Genomic DNA, 16,745 nt, shown 5'->3' with positions numbered 1-16,745 from the left:
CTTACTCCTACTTTTTTACTTTCTTATAATCCTTGAGGTGTTTGTCCAAACAATCCAAATAACGAAACCACAATAGAAGCTGCTGCTAAAATAACTCCTACCCCCATCAATACATAGCCTACGTGCATCTTCCCATTTTCAGCTCCTCTTCGTCCAAATAGGAAGAAAAGACCCCCAATAACAATGGAAGCAACGGCCGCAGCAGCAGCAAAAATCATCAGATTGTTTTTTAAACTAGTTGCGGCAGTTTGTAATGCTCTAAAAATATCAACCGCAGCTACTACTTTCGGTTGTGTTAAAAAATTCATTGTAATTGATTCAAACATAAAATTGTTCGCTCCTTTTAGTGTTTAATAATTTCATCGAAAACAAGCTTTTCACGTTCACGTTGATAGATATATCCTTCTAAGTCCTTGTCTTTTCCCCGTAATAGGTCAAATTGTGCTTTTTCAAGGACTTCTTGTTTCCACTGTGTTTCAGATACACCGCGGCGTTCTAAGATTTTAGACGCGGCTTTTTCAAATGGCGTTTTAGCTTTTGCCACTGTGATTCCTCCTTCAGGACAAATAAAAAGACTAGCAATCACTCGCTAGTCTTTTGTAACTTATATTTATTGGATTGTGATCCATCGTGAATCAATTTCTCTTTCGTTCGCTTTTCATCCTTGCTAGATCCAAGAAAAATTATTTTTTTTACGCCATTCTTCTCATAGGGAACAACAATAAATAAAGAATCAAATTTGTTTATAAATTCCCTAACACCAGCTGAATCTACTATTTTGTATCTTTCTAAACCTTTATAGTCTTTTTGCCTCTTGACTGTTATTTGTACAGGATCTGGATGCCATACACTCTCAGAGTATTCCCAGGTAGTCTCGTCTATAATTTTCAAATTATAAACAAGACCACCTACTTCTTCTTTCCACATAGTTCCTGATTTCAATACGCCATTATCTTGATTAGTTTGTTTATTTTTTTCATTACTACATCCGACTAAAATAACAATCATGGCAATCAAGGAAGTAACTACTATTATTAACTTTTTCATTTTATTCATTCTTTCGTTTTTTTATTTTAAATGTATCTCAGAACCGCATAACTAAAAGTTGCTAACACAAGTAATAGTAAGCTGACCGCTGAAATCGTTACTAAATGTGTAGAACCTGTTTTAGGAACAATGACCTGTGGCAAGTTAGGATCAACCCCAATTGTCACAACATTTGTTTTATTAGAAACATTATCTACTGCTACTACGGCTTGGTTATCAATATTTTTTTCTGATTGTAATGGAGTTTTAGCTGTAAATATCAGCTGAATTTCTCGTCCATCTAAAAGATTGTTACTTAAGAAGTCAGCGGAAGCTTCCCACTTCAGCGTTCTTGAATTGCTATCATAGGTTAGTGTGCCTTCAGAAGTAATATCTTTTCCTTTACTCTTATCTATTACTTGCGCAGAACCTTCTTTATATGTCAAACGAGCTTCAATTGGATCTTGAATACTAAATTGTTTGTAGTGATCTGACGCAGCGTCTACGCCTTTTGTGTGCCATTTTTGTGTGACTAGATATTGTACTTCAGATCCTGCGTTTAAAGGAGCTGTCGGCGTACCCTTCTTACCGTCATTTCGTCCGTTTACATCTTTTCCATTTTGTTGTACTTCTTTCACTGGAATTTTAGGGAAATAAACGGTAATGATATTTGTATCCTTTTCTACTTTATTAATGATCGACGTTCCCTGATTTTTGGCTACACTATTTTGATTGGCCAATTCATTGACTTTTACATTGATCACTAATTCGTAAGTTTCGCCGTTATACTTCATTCGATTTTTTAATGTATCAGCTTTCGCTGCATATTTTACCTGGTGTTTTGTTTTGTCATAGGTCACTTCACCAGATACATCGAATTTTTTATTTGTACCACTTTCAACGTGTGCATCGACGTAATTTACTTCTTTTGGTAAATTATCGATTAACTCAAATCGATCGTAAACCGCTAGTAAATCCACTCCTAATCGATTCACCTTCTGTTTGATTCGATATTGAATCGCGTCTCCTACTTGCAACATTTTATCGTTCACGTTATTTCCATTTTTATCAACCCCTGTTTTTTCAGGTTGATCAGGAACAACACTAAAGATTGTCGCAGAAGATAAAGTAAACCAGGTTTGAACATTAGAAGAACCAATCACAAACGTCGGATTTGCTTCAGATATTTTAAAGGACACAGTACCTTGACCAAACTTCGGATCTCCTAATTTATCATGCAAATTATTGAAATCATTATCCGCTTGTGTCAGCTTAGAGCTTCCTCCTGGGTGGCCACCTACCACGTTCAGATTGTTGTAGAAAGATTTAAATTCTGAAAGAACCGTATCTTTTCTGACATACCAATCTGTCGTATTCATTTTGTCATAGTGGGCATATTCTCCTTTAAGATCCGTGCTTTTTCCTCCTGCAGGGTTCAAAGAGTTAAAACTGATAAATGTATCTCCTGAAAATTGAACGGGGCTACCGTCCTCATATGTGGCTACTAGCTGCACATTCATTTGTGTTGAATGGTAAACAATTCCTGAGAAAAGATTGTCTGAGATCCAAAGTACTGTTCTTTTTTTAGATTTACTCATTGCACCATTCGTATTTTTATAGCCATCGTCTCGAAAATGAGTTTTTGTATAGTTGTTATCTAGTAGATTCCACGGCAACGTATCCGAGTATAAGTGAATATTAGATAGAACTAGCTTGATATTGACTTTTTTCCCGTTATACGTACCGATTTTTCCATAGTCAATATTGACTTTGGTGTTGGTTGTTACGCCTTCTAAAACAAGGTTTGTTTCACCGTATTCTTTTTGGAAAGAAGGATAGCGTATATTTTTGTTTCCCTCCACTAATCCTACGTAGTCGTCTGTAAAACCACCTTTGTTGGCATCAACATGATATTTGTAAACTTTTGACGCTCCGTTTACAGTAATATTTGTTTTTGCATTAGGAACATCTTTTGGAATAATAAAATTATTCTTTACGTTCTGGATTGGATTTGACGGATCGACAATAACTTTTTCAGCAAAGACATTGGCTGTTTTTAACCCAAACAATGTACCTAACATCATCATTATGGGAAAAACATATTTTAACCGTCTTGTCCACGAGTGTTTAAAATTCATCCCTTCATCCCCTCTTTTTTATAAATGACTAGTGAAATTCCGACAATAACGATCAAATTGATCGTAGTAAATAATGGATTCCTAATGAGCTTTTCCATAATATCTAGCGGCATGGAAGCAGCTGGTATGTTTAAAATCCTCATTAGGTATAGTTGGTAGCTTGGCAAAATAGATAGTTTAGAAAATAATAAACCGCAGTACAAAAAGACTGCGGTTAAACAAGAAAGATTGAATAATAATAATTTGATCAGTTTCATTTTATTTCTTCCTTAATCTCTAGAAAACAAGTGAGTAACAAAATCCCAACAATTCTCAAAGAAGTTTTTCTTTACGCCAGTAGAAACGATTTTTTTTACTTCTTCTTTAGGTTGCGAAGCTTCTGATTTAGGATAGATCCACACATCCTTTAAGAATTCACCGTTTTTATCAGAAACAGGTGTTAATAGCAAAATATCCTCGCTATTAGAAATGTTTTCAGGACTTGATTCATTGACAATATAATAAGCTTGTTTCTGATTTGCCTGTACTTCTACCGAGAATTCAAAGACACCTGTTTGTTGATCAATTGTCTTTGTTTCTCCATTAGAAACTAGCTTCAATTGATCACTGGATAGTTTTTTCACTCGATCTTTTAATTGGGATTCAATTTGGTCAGTAGTGAGATCCTTAACATCCATCTTTTGTAAAATGTCCGATACATCATAAACAGAAAACTTCGCGCCATTTACTCCTTCTTGTTTTTCATGCCCCTGGTTGTCTAATTGTTCTGAAGAAATAATCTTTTGAACGTGAATGGTCTGTTTGACTATTTGATCGTCTTCAGCAATTTTAGGTTCTTCTGAAGAATCAACTGTTGACGAATCGACGGTTTCATCGCTGCTTTGAATCGTGCTGCTATCTGACGTTTGGATTGTTTGTTCTGTGCTATCCGTGCTTTCTTGTCTGTCTGCAAACGTCAACTGTGTGTAGGCAGTGAAAGAAAAAAGAGCGGCTGCACAAACAAATAGCCATTTTCTATTTCTCATGTTGGTTACCCTCCTTTATTTTTTCTTTTTATAAACAAATAGCGAACCAATGATCATGACTGAAAGAAAAACAGTACTTCCTAAAAGCCATTTCCAAGATAATTTTTGTTTCTTATTTTCTTCATCTTTTAATTCTGATTTTGTAAAGGTTACTCGCTTCCCATACACTAGAAAACGGTGTGTGTTGATCCCCTTAGGCGTACATGTCATTAGCGTTACTCGATCTTCATTGGGATTTGGTTCTAAGTAAGTGACAAAGTTTCTTTGTAGTTCGTCTTTTTGCACTTCCTCAATCCGATCGATTTGATAAGCGTGCTGCTCACCATCAACTTTGATATAAAACTTTTCTCCCTTTTTTACTGAAGGTAAATCATCAAAAAGATTATCTTTATAAAGTCCACTATGACCTGCGATTAAAGGATTTTTACCGTTTCCTCCTGTAATATCACCAGTTCCTTCCGTAATACCTACACCATTTTCTAAAATTTTGTCGGACGTTCCGTCATAAATTGGTAGTTTTAAAGAAATACTTGGAATTGTAAGAATACCAACAGGATCGCCTAACTCAATCTTAGCAACATCCAAAGAAGAATCCGTTTCTGCTGCCGTTCCTGTTCGATCGATTGCGGCAATCTGCTGATTTTGTTGGTATTTCGCCACGCTCGCTTCAGCAGGCATCAAAAGTAAGACACCTACAGCTGAAAGTAACCAGAAAGCAATGATCCATTTACCCATGATTCGCTTTTTCTTAGGCTTCCTGATAATCATTGGTTTTGATCCTTCTAGGCTTTCTTCTTAAAGTAAACAACTGCAGAAAGTGCCCCTGCTCCTAGCAACAAGCAAGAGATTAATACATACGTTTGAAAACCGTTGCTACCGGTCATTGGTACGGAAGCTTTTTGATTGTTTTTGATCGTGATTCGGTTTTCTTCTTTGTATGAATCTTTGTCTACTTTGAAAGAGATCTCTTTCGTTAATTTTTGATAGTTTTCAGGCGCTTTTGTTTCTTCCAGTGAATATTTACCTTCAGTTAAACCAGTGATTTCAAAGTGACCTTCTTTATCTGATTTTAGGATCGCTGCATTTGCTACATCGTCTACCCATACTGCTTCTTTGACACCGTCTTTATCCGTATCAACTAATCCACCATAATATTTTCCTTCTGCGTTTTTAGCAGCAAATTCTGCGCCTTCAAGCGGTGTTGCTTTGATTCCTGTTCCAAATAGTCCGCTATCGACTTTTAAGAATTTTGCACCATAAGTCACAACGTCAGCTTTCGTTTTTTCGTGGTGTTCTTCCTGATTAAATGGATTGTTGTTATAAACGAAATCCACGCTATTTGTTAATGGATTGGCAACAGCTGCGCTGTCATTTACATACATGTTATAAGTCATTTGAAGATCTTGTCCGTGTAAACTTGCTACAGTATCACTTACTTGGCCATTATTCACGATAAAATCGATCACAAAGCCATTTTCTGAATTTTGGATTTTATAATCTGTATTTTCTTTTAATACCACAGATCCATCTTTATTTGTTACTTTGATATTTGCTTTAGCAGCGACATAAGAAAGTCCTTGTCCTGCTGTATCCCCCCATTTAAATACACTGTAAAGAGAAGTTTCGCTTTTCACTCCGTTTACTGTGATACCGTCTGCTCCGCCTGCAATGTCTGTTGGGATATGAATCGTTCCTTGATAATTTACTGCGTCACCAATTTGGAAAGAATGTTCTTGTCCTGTTCCATTTGTTACTGTTTTATCGATCACTGGTGCTTTATAGTTTACGTATGAAGCTTTTAAGTCACTTGTCACGCCATCATTCGTAATTTCAAAGGTTAATTTATTGTGCGCATCGTTGCGAGCGTCTGCGCCTAATAAATATTGATCTGCTGTTGGTTCTTTATCTGATCCCACTACAACTTCTGAAGGAACTTCCACAAAATAGTATTTTCCTAACGTCAAATCAGTAGCAGTCAGCTTTCCTTGATCATCCGATACAAGATCTCCTAATTTTGTTCCTTTTCCAGGTTCGCCCTTGTATAACTCAAATTTTGCCCCTTTTAAAGGTGTTTGTTTGCTTTGAGCTGTGCCATCGTCACCAAATTTCGTTAATTCAAAACTCAACTTAGAAACAATATTTTTAGGATATAAGTGAATGTCTTTTAAAAAACCTGAACCTGTATTATCAGTCATTGGCGCAATCACAACCATTGGTTTTGCTTTTTGTGTGACTAATCCAGCAGCGGATTTACTTTCATAAACCACATATACATTCCCTTTGGAATTGACATAGGCTGGTTGATCAGCAAAAGTAATCTCACCATTTTCATCTACAGCTGAAGTAATTTTGTTGGTTGCATTCTTGACGTACTCACTGTTAGATCCCTTTTCTTCTACATCTTTAACGATTTCGTCCACTTTCGCGTTGGTTAGATCAGAATCTTCAGTCGGTAATACTTGATCCGTAATATTTCCTAACGTAAACTCAACATCACCATAATCTGCCTTGTTGTATTTCGTTACACCTGTAGGATATTGATCGTGCGTATAACCATCGTTTTTGATCCCGTCAATATCAACATTCAATTGCGTTCCTTGATCGTACATTAATTTATGAACCGTGATATTGACCTTCTCTGGTGGCGTTTTTTGCGTGACATCTTCTGCATATGCTCGATATCCCTGAAAGCAGCCTGCAATGATTCCTAACATTCCAATAAGCATTCCAGCTTTTTTTACATACCGATTTATTGCCATTTTTTACTCTCCTCATTTCATATTTCAACGACTCGCGTTGATTAAAACCTTGTTATTGTAGCTCTCCCTGTACCACGTATCTTTCTTTTCCTTGTGACGTATAGACACAAGTAAACAACGTTAATAAGGGTTTCTCTCCTTTCTTTGGCAAAGACAAGAAAGAGTTCTCTTCAGGAACGCCATCGATTAATTTAAAGTACCCAGGTACGATAAATTTACGCGTTACCTTGTAACGATAGACGCCATCGTTACTAACTAAGTCCATCACCTCCCCTAATGACAACTTCTGAATATCAGAAAATAAAACACCTGGCATTTCCATGTTATGACCTGCTAGGACATAGTTTCCTTTGCCCATTTCGGCATCTTCATAAAAATAAGTAGCCGCTCCAAGACTCAAAGTGTATTGATTTGCCCCTTTAAAAATTGGCAATGCTAAACCAAGTGCAGGAATCTGAATTTGTGCAAATACTTGTTTATTGACGCCCATTTCGATTGCTTCTTTTTGTATGGACAACATTTGCCCCAAAGACATATCATTATTGACGTTCGTTGCATCCTCCTTATAACTCTTTGCATGTGCATTGATTTGATCTACGGGCATCTTTTTTTCTATATTTTGCTTAAACACCTCTCCTTCATGTTTTTGGTAGCTAACATAGCCAAACACACTGCAAAAGACGATTAAAGTGACTCCTAAAAAACCAAATAACCATTTTTTCATCCATCTGCCTCCTTTCAGACAAAACAAAAAAACTTTTTCTCATTTCCATAGAAAAAGTTTTAAAAATGAATTCTATTAATGAATGTCATGAGACTTCTAACAATAGTTGACAATTAGAACTTGTTTTCACCTGACACTCCACACGACTAAAGTCATGGGGTTCTTAGGTAATACACCCAAACGGGCGCAAATTTACTAAGCTATCCCCGAAAGTCCTTCGGTTCCAATGTTTATACTAGCGTTGATATCTCTGTCATGATTTGTTCCGCAATTGCTACAAGTCCATTCTCTAATATCTAACTCTTTCTTACCGTCATTATGACCACAAGAAGAACATATTTGCGAGCTAGGGTAAAAACGGTCGATTTTTACTAACGTTCGACCTTTCCATTCACACTTGTATGTTAATTGCCTTACAAATTCACTCCAAGATACGTCTGCTATTGATTTAGCTAATTTATGATTTCTAACCATGCCTGTTACATTCAAGTCCTCAATACAAATGATTTGGTTCTCATCAGTTATACGAGAAGACAGTTTGTGTAAAAAGTCATTTCGTTGGTTAAAAATCTTTTCATGGATACGTGCCACTTTCACTCTTTGCTTTTGGTAGTTTTTGCACTCTTCTAATTTACGATTATGCTTCTTTGCTACTTCTAAGCGTCTTGAAAGTTTACGTTGCTCTACCACTAAGCGTTTTTCTAATGATCGATAGAATCTCTCGTTTCCTATCTTCTCACCTGCGGAAGTTATGCAGAAATGAGTAAGACCCAAATCTAAACCAATGGATTCCGTCACAGGATCTTTTTGGAAGTTTTCAGTATCGACTAAAAAAGTTGCAAAATATTTTTCTGTTTTTGACTGGCTGATTGTCACATTCATTAATTTACCATTGAAACGCAACGTTTCAGCCATTTTTACCCAGCCAACCTTGGATACATAAAAGTAGTTTCTATTCACCTTTATACCCATAGCTGTTCGATAGGACTTTTTGGAATACTTCTTACTTTTGAATTTAGGAAATCCAAAAGTAGAGTTGAACGTATTTTTAAATGCTTTATTTAGATCCATGGCTACTTGGCTAAGTGGTTGAGCTTCAACTTCTTTTAACCAAGCGTATTCTTCCATTTTTTTCAATGAAGCATACGTTGTCTTATCTTCTTTGTAATCGGCATTTTCTTTTTTCTTCTTGTAATTCGTTATACGTTGATCTAGTAGAAAGTTCCAATAGAAACGAACTCATCCGAATGTTTTTTGAAATTGAATTTCTTGCCGACAGTTGGGGTAAATCCTGATTTTATGAGCCTTTTTCATTTCTGCACACCTCCTTAACGCAATCAATATCTTGTTCTTTGGTTCTCAACATATCGCTTGATAATTTCGCTAGATACATTTCCTGCGGTTGAAACAAAGTATGAACGTGTCCAAACACTTGGCATTTTACTTAAGTGTTCAAACTCTTGCCGGATTATTCTAGATGTCTTACCTTTTATTATCTTCATGATTTTAGAAGGAGAATACGTAGGCTGAACATTTATTAATAAATGACAATGATCTTTATCTGTTTCTATTGCAATGATGTTCCACTCGTTTTCCTTTGCTATTTCTTGAACGAGTGCTTTAAATCTAGCATCTACTTCAGAATTAACGAATATTTTCCGACGATACCTTGGGCAAAAAACAAAGTGGTAATTGACTAACGATACAGTTGTCTTTGAGTGTCTGTATTCGTTATCCATACCTTAATTTTAGGTTAAGCCATGTACTAAATCAATGTTAATATACACAAAAGAATGAAGAATTTTTTATGTGGAGTTTGTTCACATAGGTTCGCTACTTCCTATGCAGTTCTCTGATGAACTTCTGACACTTTCGTGCCAGCACAGACTATATCTTATCCGTTGGCTTTACCCAGTACGGCGAAACCACTTCCACACGCTTGTGTGTACTTCCCTCAAGAGGAATAGTCGTTGAACGTTACTCTGTTCGAGTCTTCGCTGCAGATTGCCCATTGTCGCAACACTTAGGATTTAACCATATGCTATCGAGTAAATTTTTTCTGCTTTCGCCACGGTCACGTTTGCCTATTTCAAGACTACGTTGTCGTTTTACTCGCTTTAGGGGTTCCCCGCAATTCAGTTTCTTTGTTGGGATATACGAGATTTTATATATTCCACTAAGCACAAGTTTCCCTATGCTCTTACAGTACAGTGCGGGCTATCATCCACACGGTTAAAACCGTGGGTTTTCTCGCCCGCAAAAGCTATAAGTTCGTCTCAACTGTTCAAAGTTTTTCATTGAACCTAACAAACAAGCTTTCTCTTTTCCTGTTAACTGCATATCATTGATATATTGCGCGACAGATAATCTTTTAAGGTGTTTTTGCTTCATCGTTTTTAGTAACTTTTCTTCCATTTCTTTCGACACTTTTTTTCTGTTTTCGATTTCTTCATAATTCATGAGTTTTCCTACCTTCCTTGTTTTTTGCAAAAATAAAAAAGCCTATGATCACATACGCTCTACACTTCAGTCTTGGGTTATCTTTTTCTTTCGTTTAATTACTGGCCGTGCTGGTTTCAAATCCTTGATTCCATTATGGGTTCTCCAATAATCGAATTCTTTTCGCAATCTTTCTTTTTCCATATCTGTTCCTTTAGATAAGGCTTTGAATACTTCTTTAGGTGAATAACCACGAGCTAACAGCTGTACATACCTTCCTTTTGTCAAAGTATCCATATCCATCGCCTCTAAAACTGGTCGCGCCATCTACTATTCCTCCTAAATAAATTCCTTACTCAATGCCTAAGGTAATACTACCTTTTTATTAATCGTCGTGACTCCTTCTAAGCCTTTATCTGTAAAATTTATTCCTCCAGTTTTTATTCTTCTTTATCCGCTACAAATTCAATGATTTCAAAGCTGACAATATAATCACTCAAATATGACCAAGTATCTTCAACAGATAATTCGTCTCCATTATCATTCATAAGCGTCATTTTAAACCATTCATTACCTTCATCATCTTCAGGTAGCAAGCCGAATCCAATTGGATTATCAGTCAATGTTTGATCGTATAAATCATCCTCGTCTAATGCTAAAACATCTAATCCTTTACAATTTCCGCCCCTTCTAAACGTCACAAATCCTTTGTAATCCCAACGTTGGAAAGAAACCTTAATAGTATGTGTGCCCAATCGTATATTCGGATCATAATTTTTCATTTGTCATTCCTCCATTACGTAAATTTCATTTTCTCTATGTTTTATATCAATTTTTTCACTTTATTCAGGACTTGTTCATATTTTATCGTTTTTCGTTTACTTAAAAATACATAAAAAATTTCGACTCGTTTATGGCGTCCGAAACGAGAAACCCTAGTAGACAGCGGTAAATGCTCGATTGATCCAATAATCAACGTCCTCGCAAGTATCTACATGTACTGCAGCACACGACACAATTTCTTGTGCGTCCTCCCCATTACGAGAAGACCTACTCCTTATTCCATGAGTTTGCGTCAAAGTCTAGATCCCTTAGTAGCTGCTCATGATTAATCTAGACGCTATTCTAACTTGTCTAACTTCTAAATTCCCTCTTGTTTACTCTGCGCTTATTATTTACACAAATTCATTTCACCACTATCCAAACAAGCGCATTTACTCGATTGACCAATTTTTTACGTTACCAATCGTTAAAACCTACCCCGTCACTCCCCGAAGGGAATTGTTGATAGATCAAGTCTACTCCTTATTTTTCTAGTGACTCTAAGTTCCTTTAGAAGTCTCGACAATATTTTCAAGCAAGCGAAAAACGATAAAATACAAGTTATGAGAATGATCAATTCAGCCGATCAAACGCCCCATCCCTTTTGCGGTACAACGCAAGACTCCATTTTTTCTTCGACCAATCAGTACACCGTTTTGGTCATAAACATGTTTGATTGTTGGATATAGCTCTTTTAAGGGGATAGGATCTTTTAAAATTATTTGCTTTTGTTTCCCAATGTAATAAATCATTTCCTCTGAGACTTTGTCTTTCTGGATTATATATTTCTTACACTGCACAACGGTTTTACTTTGGCCAGTTGATAGTTTCTTCGTGATTTTCTCTGTAGCGGTACACCGTTTACCGTAGTGACAAATATCTTTGAGACTCAAAATTCCTGTATATGACATAAAATAAACCACCCAATTTCTTTAAATATTTTTAACAAGTTTTTCTTGTTATTTTTCAAAAATAGAGAATTGATTTTCGTTCATGACAAACAAAAAAGAGGGAACGCATCCAAACATGCGTTCCCTCTAATTTCAGCGTTCGTCATACGGCAAAGAGCCACACGGACATTTTTATAACATTATGCTTAGGCATAGATTCATCGTAATATCACGTATTTTTAACCTTAACACAGCCAAAAAAAGTGGTATCACTTTTGAATATCTGTTATACTAAATCCATTGCGGGTAATACCGTAACACTGAAAGGTTAACGCATTAAGGGCCAAATCTTAATGCCGTGTATGAACGCTGACGAAGGTTACCAGCCTTCCGAGTTCATACCGCCTTTCTTTTTTTTGTATTTTCAATTGTCCAAATTTATCATCCAAAAGTGCAGAACGAAAATCAATTCATCACAAGCATAGCAGACAATTAAATTTATACAAAAAAATGTAAGCGAATAATATTCGTATTGCCTGAAAAGAAGTAATATCAAGATTTTTAGCTTGTTTAAATAATGAAATTATCTCTCTTCGCGTATTATTATAACTCAAAAAAAAGGAGTATGCAAACATACGTTCCCTTTTCTATATTTGAAATTAATTATTTCTTTTAACACTTATGACGTAAAAGGCTACGTTTGTGATTTTTATCATAATATTTTAACTTATAAATTCTATTAAAATAGCTATTATTTTGTAATATTCGTAATATAATTAGAATAATAAAAAATTTTTAATTTTAATGTTACTCCATGAAGCAACAATCACTTTGTCAGTAAAGTTTCACTCTAACCAGTCTTTCGTAATAGTGCTTGGGGAGCTTTCATAATTCAAACGTTTTTCACTTGATACTTTAGCAGCTATTGGTTTTTCGATAAACCAATTTTTTACATAGACAAAAATCAGGTTCTGGATATTTTCGACTTTTTCGGTTTTTAATTTTTGATAGGCTTTTAACAGTGTCGTGTATAATTCTTGTTCTGCATTGACATAATAACTATCGAGTTCTTCAAAAACTATCGAAATACCACTTTCTATTTCAGCTTTTTTCTTTGCATTATGAATAGTCTGGACGGTTTTTTGAGCTTCACTGTAACTTGAAGAAAATGTTTTTATCAAATTTAATACTCGTTCAGGGACAAACGTAGCAATGCTGTCGTTTGTCATAATTGTCTCAAAATTGTCTAACAACAATTGATCTTGTAGGCGGTCTTTTTCAGTGTCTATATTGTGTCTATTAGTGTCTAATATATTATTATTAAGTTCTGGTATGATTTTCATACCCTCTGATTTATCAACGTTTTGGCACGGTATGATTTTCATACCCTCTTGAGCCCCAAGGGATTCAGCGTCTGATTTTTCGTCGAGGGTGGGTATGATTTTCATACCCTCTGATTTATCAACGTTTTCCCTATTCTCTCTATCAAATTTTTCGAGTAAGTAGATATCATTTTCTGAGACTTTTAATTCTGCTAGATATAGTCTATTAGGATTATTTTTCCCTAACTGTTTGTTAAATCCCATCTGCTTTTGTAATAATAAACCAAAGGATTCCAACTCTTTTTTGATTGCTATCGCTTTTTGTTTTTGGCAGTTTAATACGCTACATAGTTCATTTGTCGTATAAGTAAAATAAACATTACCTTCTTCATCGATTTGCCGTTTGCTGATTGCGATCTCTAATCTTGCTTTTAAAAGCATATAGGCAATCTTAGTTGAATCTTTCATTTTTTTGTATTCGTCAGAAACAATAAAGACTTTTGGAAATTGATAAAATAATTCGTTGTAAACTCTATCCGCCTTAAAAAAATTAAAATCAGTCATTGTAGATCCTCTACTTTCACGTTGTTTTATTTATGTAAAATTACCTACTCTTTTCGAAAATAGCAAAGATAAATAAAAAATGCAAACGCATTAAAACTGTTTTTTAATTAAATACTACCTAAAATCAGAAATAAAATGAATTATGTACTACCTTTAAAGTCATTAAGAACTACTTTAAATAAATATTATTTATAATTAAATACTACCAGAAGAACGTATGAATAAAATTTAGTTTTAAAATTAAAGATAATTAAGTACTACCAGTGTCAAAACAAAAAATAAATTAAGAACTACCTTATGCATATAAAACATACTACCATTACTAGTGATATATACTACCTTATTTCAGTAGTATATATTATATTATTCTTATAAGACAAGGCTTTAGGCTAGAAAACAATAGATTATATACTACTAAAAAATACAATAAGTACTACCAATGTCAGATATATATAATAATTATGTACTACCATTAAAATTAACTTATTTAATAAGATACTACTGTGTTAATCTGAAAAAAATTACTTTAAAGTAGTTACATACTACCTGTTAAATTAGATACTACCATTAATACTTAAATTAGATACTACCTATATTTATATTAAGTACTACCGTTCTAGGAATAAGATAATAAAAAAATACTACCAAATTGCAATTAAATACTACTTAAAATGTAAAAAATAAGAACTACCCAAATTAGGTAGTTCTTAATAAGAGAATATCAGATAAATTTGTACAAGTCATAAAAAAATTAATCTTAAATTTTTAAATATATATACTTGTTAATTATAAACTAATTTATTTAGGTAGTACATAATTAACAGATAAAACTACATGCTTGTAGTTTGTCTAGCTAATGAGTTGCATATGATTTATATAAAGGTGTGCAGCATAACTTAGTTGAAGTTAAGAGAATAGAATAAATATTTTTTGTTTTGCTAATAATTAAACACTACCTAAATATGGTAGTGCTTAATTATATAATATTCATTTTGTTACAAATAATCGTATTATAAAAGCATAACAATTGGGATAACTATTTTTTAGATTATTTAAGTACTACTTAAATTAGGTAGTACTTAAATTTTGGTTTAAGGTAGTAGGTAATTAAGAAATAATATATATCTTCTTTTATAATAGAAGGGGAGAGGCCTAGTTAAAAGCAGCGACAATTAATAACAATGTATTTAATGCTTCACAAAATCCATTTGGTGGACAATGCATTGTTATTAGCGATGATCTACCGTTCTAAGTATTTTTTTCTATTGGTTGCATTCGTGACTAATTATGGTATAATTATGAGTAACAAAGAGGTATTTCATTATATCACCAAACCCCATCAGCGTGCAGGCTGATGGGGTTTTTTTTACGTTTCTATATTATAGAATTAACGGGTAGGCTTACTGTCTTTTTTGGCAATTTTGCAATCAAGCCACTTGCAGATGTAGTGTGCAGTTACCTCTGCAAATGGCTTGATTGCAAAAACAAAATCAAAAAGGTATTTCATTATATCTCCTCCTCCCCTTGCCAGATTAGGTCGGGTTAGCAGACAGCAAAACTATTATAACATAACTGAAATACCTAAATGACATATACAGATATGATAATTGATGTATTGATTTTTCTAACAAAAGCACATATTTTAATATATACTACCTATTTTAGGTAGTATATATTTTTAGATACAATATCGATCAGTTTTGAGGAAATGAAATTCTAGATATTTTTTGCTACATAGAGTTACTTTCAATATTTTTTAACGTAATTAGGCAGAAGTCACTCATCCTCTATAGGTTTGTGATGAAATTGCTATTGATCCATTTAAGTAAGAGCAAAAAACTGGAGGTTTATCAGGTAATTGGTCTAATGGATTTAAGTATGCGGTCACCGTGTATAGAGTTGCTTATGAGATTCAAGAAAATAAAGTTATTCCAGTATTGCTATATGGAACACATAACAATTTTTATGAATTAGCCGAGAACACTCGCAACTTTATTCGTGTGGATGAATCGGCTTCGGTTGAGTTATAACTTTAGCTATATCAATCAACCGACCGACCGACCGACATATGTTAAATCTATATATAATAAAAATACCTACTTAAATGGATGTTAACGGAAGTGTATGCTGAGTAGTTCACTCGTATTTTGACATCGTTTGTACATGTTTTCAGCGTTCTAAGTGGCTTATTTTGTCCAATAATAATATGGAGTGGAATCCCTTAAGAAACACCGTTGGCAATTGTTGTTATAACATGTTATAATTTATTTATCAAAAACTAAAAGGAGTGTGATAACATGGGAAAAGAACTAAAGGTTAGAAAGATCGGCAATAGCGTGGGAGTGATCCTTCCAAGCTCTCTTGGATTAAAAAGCGGAGACACTATCCAAGCCAAACAAGAAGGCAACTTATTCATATTAGATACTACTCAAATAGCAAAAGAACACGATCGCAAATTGATTGAAGAAAGTTTCCAAGACTTTGAGAAAGGTTTAACAGTTTCAGAAATTGAAATGGTAAAAGCTTTCGGAAAATACGGCTGGAGTGAATAGATGAAAGAGTACACGCTAGTTTATTCTAAAAGTTTCCAGACCAGCCTTGAAACGATAATAGAAGAATGGGAAAATGAGCTTGCTCTTTCTCCAGCCAGCATAAAAAGATTTGTAGGTGCGATCCAGAAGGCTTTAGAACTAACCAAAAATTTTCCAACTATGCATGAGGAAGTTTCCGAAATCTATGGAATGGATATCCCAACATATCGGATCGTGATCGGCAAAAGCTATGCCTTATTTTATCGGATCGACCATGAAAAAAAAGAGATACTTGTAGGACGTATTTTCCAATCTAAACAAATGAAACTAGGCTTTTAACAATAATTAGGCAAAAGTCGCTCATCCTCTACAGGTGGGTGATTAATGCCGCTCGATATGGTTGTTAACCGTCGGTTACTCGAAGATTGATATATAAGACTTAGTACCTTTTTATTTTGCTCCATGTTATGGCCGAAGGTCTAAAGATACAATCATTAGTCTAGAG

Annotated in this window: 17 protein-coding genes and 3 pseudogenes; 4 read left to right on the top strand and 16 right to left on the bottom strand. The window is 34.5% G+C overall.

Annotated elements, in window-relative coordinates; translation table 11 throughout:
- Positions 1-23: 23 nt before the first annotated feature.
- The 16 genes and pseudogenes from AB3I27_RS12930 to AB3I27_RS12855 form a co-directional block, all read right to left on the bottom strand.
- Positions 24-326, bottom strand: coding sequence for a hypothetical protein (locus AB3I27_RS12930; RefSeq protein ID WP_002295662.1), 303 nt, complete (start codon positions 324-326; stop codon positions 24-26).
- A 17-nt stretch (positions 327-343) separates the two neighbouring features.
- Positions 344-586: a DUF5415 family protein gene (locus AB3I27_RS12925; RefSeq protein ID WP_002305229.1), complete on the bottom strand. Its 243-nt coding sequence runs from the start codon at positions 584-586 to the stop codon at positions 344-346.
- Entirely contained in the window at positions 583-1,047 is a 465-nt protein-coding gene (locus tag AB3I27_RS12920; protein ID WP_202781120.1) for a hypothetical protein, read from the bottom strand. The genes AB3I27_RS12925 and AB3I27_RS12920 overlap by 4 nt, the downstream gene beginning before the upstream one ends.
- Before the next feature lie 26 nt (positions 1,048-1,073).
- Positions 1,074-3,164 carry an isopeptide-forming domain-containing fimbrial protein gene (locus AB3I27_RS12915; protein WP_202781121.1) on the bottom strand — a complete coding sequence of 697 codons (2,091 nt, stop codon included), beginning with the start codon at positions 3,162-3,164 and terminating at the stop codon, positions 1,074-1,076.
- Positions 3,161-3,421 carry a hypothetical protein gene (locus AB3I27_RS12910; protein WP_002314405.1) on the bottom strand — a complete coding sequence of 87 codons (261 nt, stop codon included), beginning with the start codon at positions 3,419-3,421 and terminating at the stop codon, positions 3,161-3,163. Before AB3I27_RS12910 ends, AB3I27_RS12915 begins: the two co-directional genes overlap by 4 nt.
- 12 nt (positions 3,422-3,433) lie before the next feature.
- Positions 3,434-4,189 (bottom strand): pilin N-terminal domain-containing protein, encoded by a 756-nt coding sequence (locus tag AB3I27_RS12905; protein WP_002320589.1) that lies wholly within the window; start codon positions 4,187-4,189, stop codon positions 3,434-3,436.
- A 15-nt stretch (positions 4,190-4,204) separates the two neighbouring features.
- Positions 4,205-4,957, bottom strand: a complete 753-nt coding sequence (locus AB3I27_RS12900) for a class C sortase (RefSeq protein ID WP_002293487.1) — start codon at positions 4,955-4,957, stop codon at positions 4,205-4,207.
- A 14-nt stretch (positions 4,958-4,971) separates the two neighbouring features.
- A complete protein-coding gene (locus tag AB3I27_RS12895) occupies positions 4,972-6,948 on the bottom strand; it encodes a SpaA isopeptide-forming pilin-related protein (protein ID WP_279285173.1) in 1,977 nt (658 codons plus the stop codon).
- Positions 6,949-7,000: 52 nt separating this feature from the next.
- Complete coding sequence (locus tag AB3I27_RS12890; RefSeq protein WP_002336710.1) at positions 7,001-7,672, bottom strand: class A sortase; 672 nt, start codon at positions 7,670-7,672, stop codon at positions 7,001-7,003.
- A 195-nt stretch (positions 7,673-7,867) separates the two neighbouring features.
- Positions 7,868-8,986: pseudogene (locus AB3I27_RS12885) on the bottom strand (RNA-guided endonuclease TnpB family protein).
- A 23-nt stretch (positions 8,987-9,009) separates the two neighbouring features.
- The gene (tnpA, locus tag AB3I27_RS12880; protein WP_002320594.1) at positions 9,010-9,411 is read right to left on the bottom strand and encodes an IS200/IS605 family transposase; all 402 of its coding nucleotides are present in this window, start codon (positions 9,409-9,411) and stop codon (positions 9,010-9,012) included.
- 493 nt (positions 9,412-9,904) lie between these two features.
- On the bottom strand, positions 9,905-10,132 hold the full coding sequence (locus AB3I27_RS12875) for a hypothetical protein (RefSeq protein ID WP_002299891.1): 228 nt from the start codon (positions 10,130-10,132) through the stop codon (positions 9,905-9,907).
- Between the two features lie 66 nt (positions 10,133-10,198).
- The gene (locus AB3I27_RS12870; protein ID WP_002295673.1) at positions 10,199-10,438 is read right to left on the bottom strand and encodes a hypothetical protein; all 240 of its coding nucleotides are present in this window, start codon (positions 10,436-10,438) and stop codon (positions 10,199-10,201) included.
- 113 nt (positions 10,439-10,551) lie between these two features.
- Complete coding sequence (locus tag AB3I27_RS12865) at positions 10,552-10,893, bottom strand: DUF5406 family protein (RefSeq protein WP_002295674.1); 342 nt, start codon at positions 10,891-10,893, stop codon at positions 10,552-10,554.
- A 618-nt stretch (positions 10,894-11,511) separates the two neighbouring features.
- Positions 11,512-11,844, bottom strand: coding sequence for a type IV conjugative transfer system protein TraE (gene traE / locus AB3I27_RS12860; RefSeq protein WP_002323647.1), 333 nt, complete (start codon positions 11,842-11,844; stop codon positions 11,512-11,514).
- Between the two features lie 824 nt (positions 11,845-12,668).
- The gene (locus AB3I27_RS12855; RefSeq protein WP_002295675.1) at positions 12,669-13,709 is read right to left on the bottom strand and encodes a replication initiator protein A; all 1,041 of its coding nucleotides are present in this window, start codon (positions 13,707-13,709) and stop codon (positions 12,669-12,671) included.
- Positions 13,710-14,874: 1,165 nt separating this feature from the next.
- Here AB3I27_RS12855 and AB3I27_RS12850 point away from each other — a divergent pair.
- The 4 genes and pseudogenes from AB3I27_RS12850 to AB3I27_RS12835 form a co-directional block, all read left to right on the top strand.
- Positions 14,875-14,961, top strand: a pseudogene (locus tag AB3I27_RS12850) (single-stranded DNA-binding protein); the annotation flags it as partial.
- 553 nt (positions 14,962-15,514) lie between these two features.
- Positions 15,515-15,739: pseudogene (locus AB3I27_RS12845) on the top strand (type II toxin-antitoxin system RelE/ParE family toxin).
- Between the two features lie 267 nt (positions 15,740-16,006).
- Complete coding sequence (locus tag AB3I27_RS12840) at positions 16,007-16,261, top strand: AbrB family transcriptional regulator (protein ID WP_002290397.1); 255 nt, start codon at positions 16,007-16,009, stop codon at positions 16,259-16,261.
- Complete coding sequence (locus AB3I27_RS12835; RefSeq protein ID WP_002290394.1) at positions 16,262-16,579, top strand: type II toxin-antitoxin system RelE/ParE family toxin; 318 nt, start codon at positions 16,262-16,264, stop codon at positions 16,577-16,579.
- Positions 16,580-16,745 lie beyond the last annotated feature (166 nt).

The sequence above is a fragment of the Enterococcus sp. C46 genome (genome assembly GCF_040887565.1).
Classification (GTDB): domain Bacteria; phylum Bacillota; class Bacilli; order Lactobacillales; family Enterococcaceae; genus Enterococcus_B; species Enterococcus_B lactis.
This window is presented reverse-complemented; position numbering and strand designations above follow the sequence as displayed.

What these genes read in the sequence shown, in the direction of transcription:
- AB3I27_RS12930 (WP_002295662.1), bottom strand. Translation starts at nt 326, where the DNA reads ATGTTTGAATCAATTACAATGAATTTTTTAACACAACCGAAAGTAGTA.
- AB3I27_RS12920 (WP_202781120.1), bottom strand. Translation starts at nt 1,047, where the DNA reads ATGAAAAAGTTAATAATAGTAGTTACTTCCTTGATTGCCATGATTGTT.
- AB3I27_RS12915 (WP_202781121.1), bottom strand. Translation starts at nt 3,164, where the DNA reads ATGAATTTTAAACACTCGTGGACAAGACGGTTAAAATATGTTTTTCCC.
- AB3I27_RS12910 (WP_002314405.1), bottom strand. Translation starts at nt 3,421, where the DNA reads ATGAAACTGATCAAATTATTATTATTCAATCTTTCTTGTTTAACCGCA.
- AB3I27_RS12905 (WP_002320589.1), bottom strand. Translation starts at nt 4,189, where the DNA reads ATGAGAAATAGAAAATGGCTATTTGTTTGTGCAGCCGCTCTTTTTTCT.
- AB3I27_RS12900 (WP_002293487.1), bottom strand. Translation starts at nt 4,957, where the DNA reads ATGATTATCAGGAAGCCTAAGAAAAAGCGAATCATGGGTAAATGGATC.
- AB3I27_RS12895 (WP_279285173.1), bottom strand. Translation starts at nt 6,948, where the DNA reads ATGGCAATAAATCGGTATGTAAAAAAAGCTGGAATGCTTATTGGAATG.
- AB3I27_RS12890 (WP_002336710.1), bottom strand. Translation starts at nt 7,672, where the DNA reads ATGAAAAAATGGTTATTTGGTTTTTTAGGAGTCACTTTAATCGTCTTT.
- tnpA (WP_002320594.1), bottom strand. Translation starts at nt 9,411, where the DNA reads ATGGATAACGAATACAGACACTCAAAGACAACTGTATCGTTAGTCAAT.
- AB3I27_RS12875 (WP_002299891.1), bottom strand. Translation starts at nt 10,132, where the DNA reads ATGAATTATGAAGAAATCGAAAACAGAAAAAAAGTGTCGAAAGAAATG.
- AB3I27_RS12870 (WP_002295673.1), bottom strand. Translation starts at nt 10,438, where the DNA reads ATGGCGCGACCAGTTTTAGAGGCGATGGATATGGATACTTTGACAAAA.
- AB3I27_RS12865 (WP_002295674.1), bottom strand. Translation starts at nt 10,893, where the DNA reads ATGAAAAATTATGATCCGAATATACGATTGGGCACACATACTATTAAG.
- traE (WP_002323647.1), bottom strand. Translation starts at nt 11,844, where the DNA reads ATGTCATATACAGGAATTTTGAGTCTCAAAGATATTTGTCACTACGGT.
- AB3I27_RS12855 (WP_002295675.1), bottom strand. Translation starts at nt 13,709, where the DNA reads ATGACTGATTTTAATTTTTTTAAGGCGGATAGAGTTTACAACGAATTA.
- AB3I27_RS12840 (WP_002290397.1), top strand. Translation starts at nt 16,007, where the DNA reads ATGGGAAAAGAACTAAAGGTTAGAAAGATCGGCAATAGCGTGGGAGTG.
- AB3I27_RS12835 (WP_002290394.1), top strand. Translation starts at nt 16,262, where the DNA reads ATGAAAGAGTACACGCTAGTTTATTCTAAAAGTTTCCAGACCAGCCTT.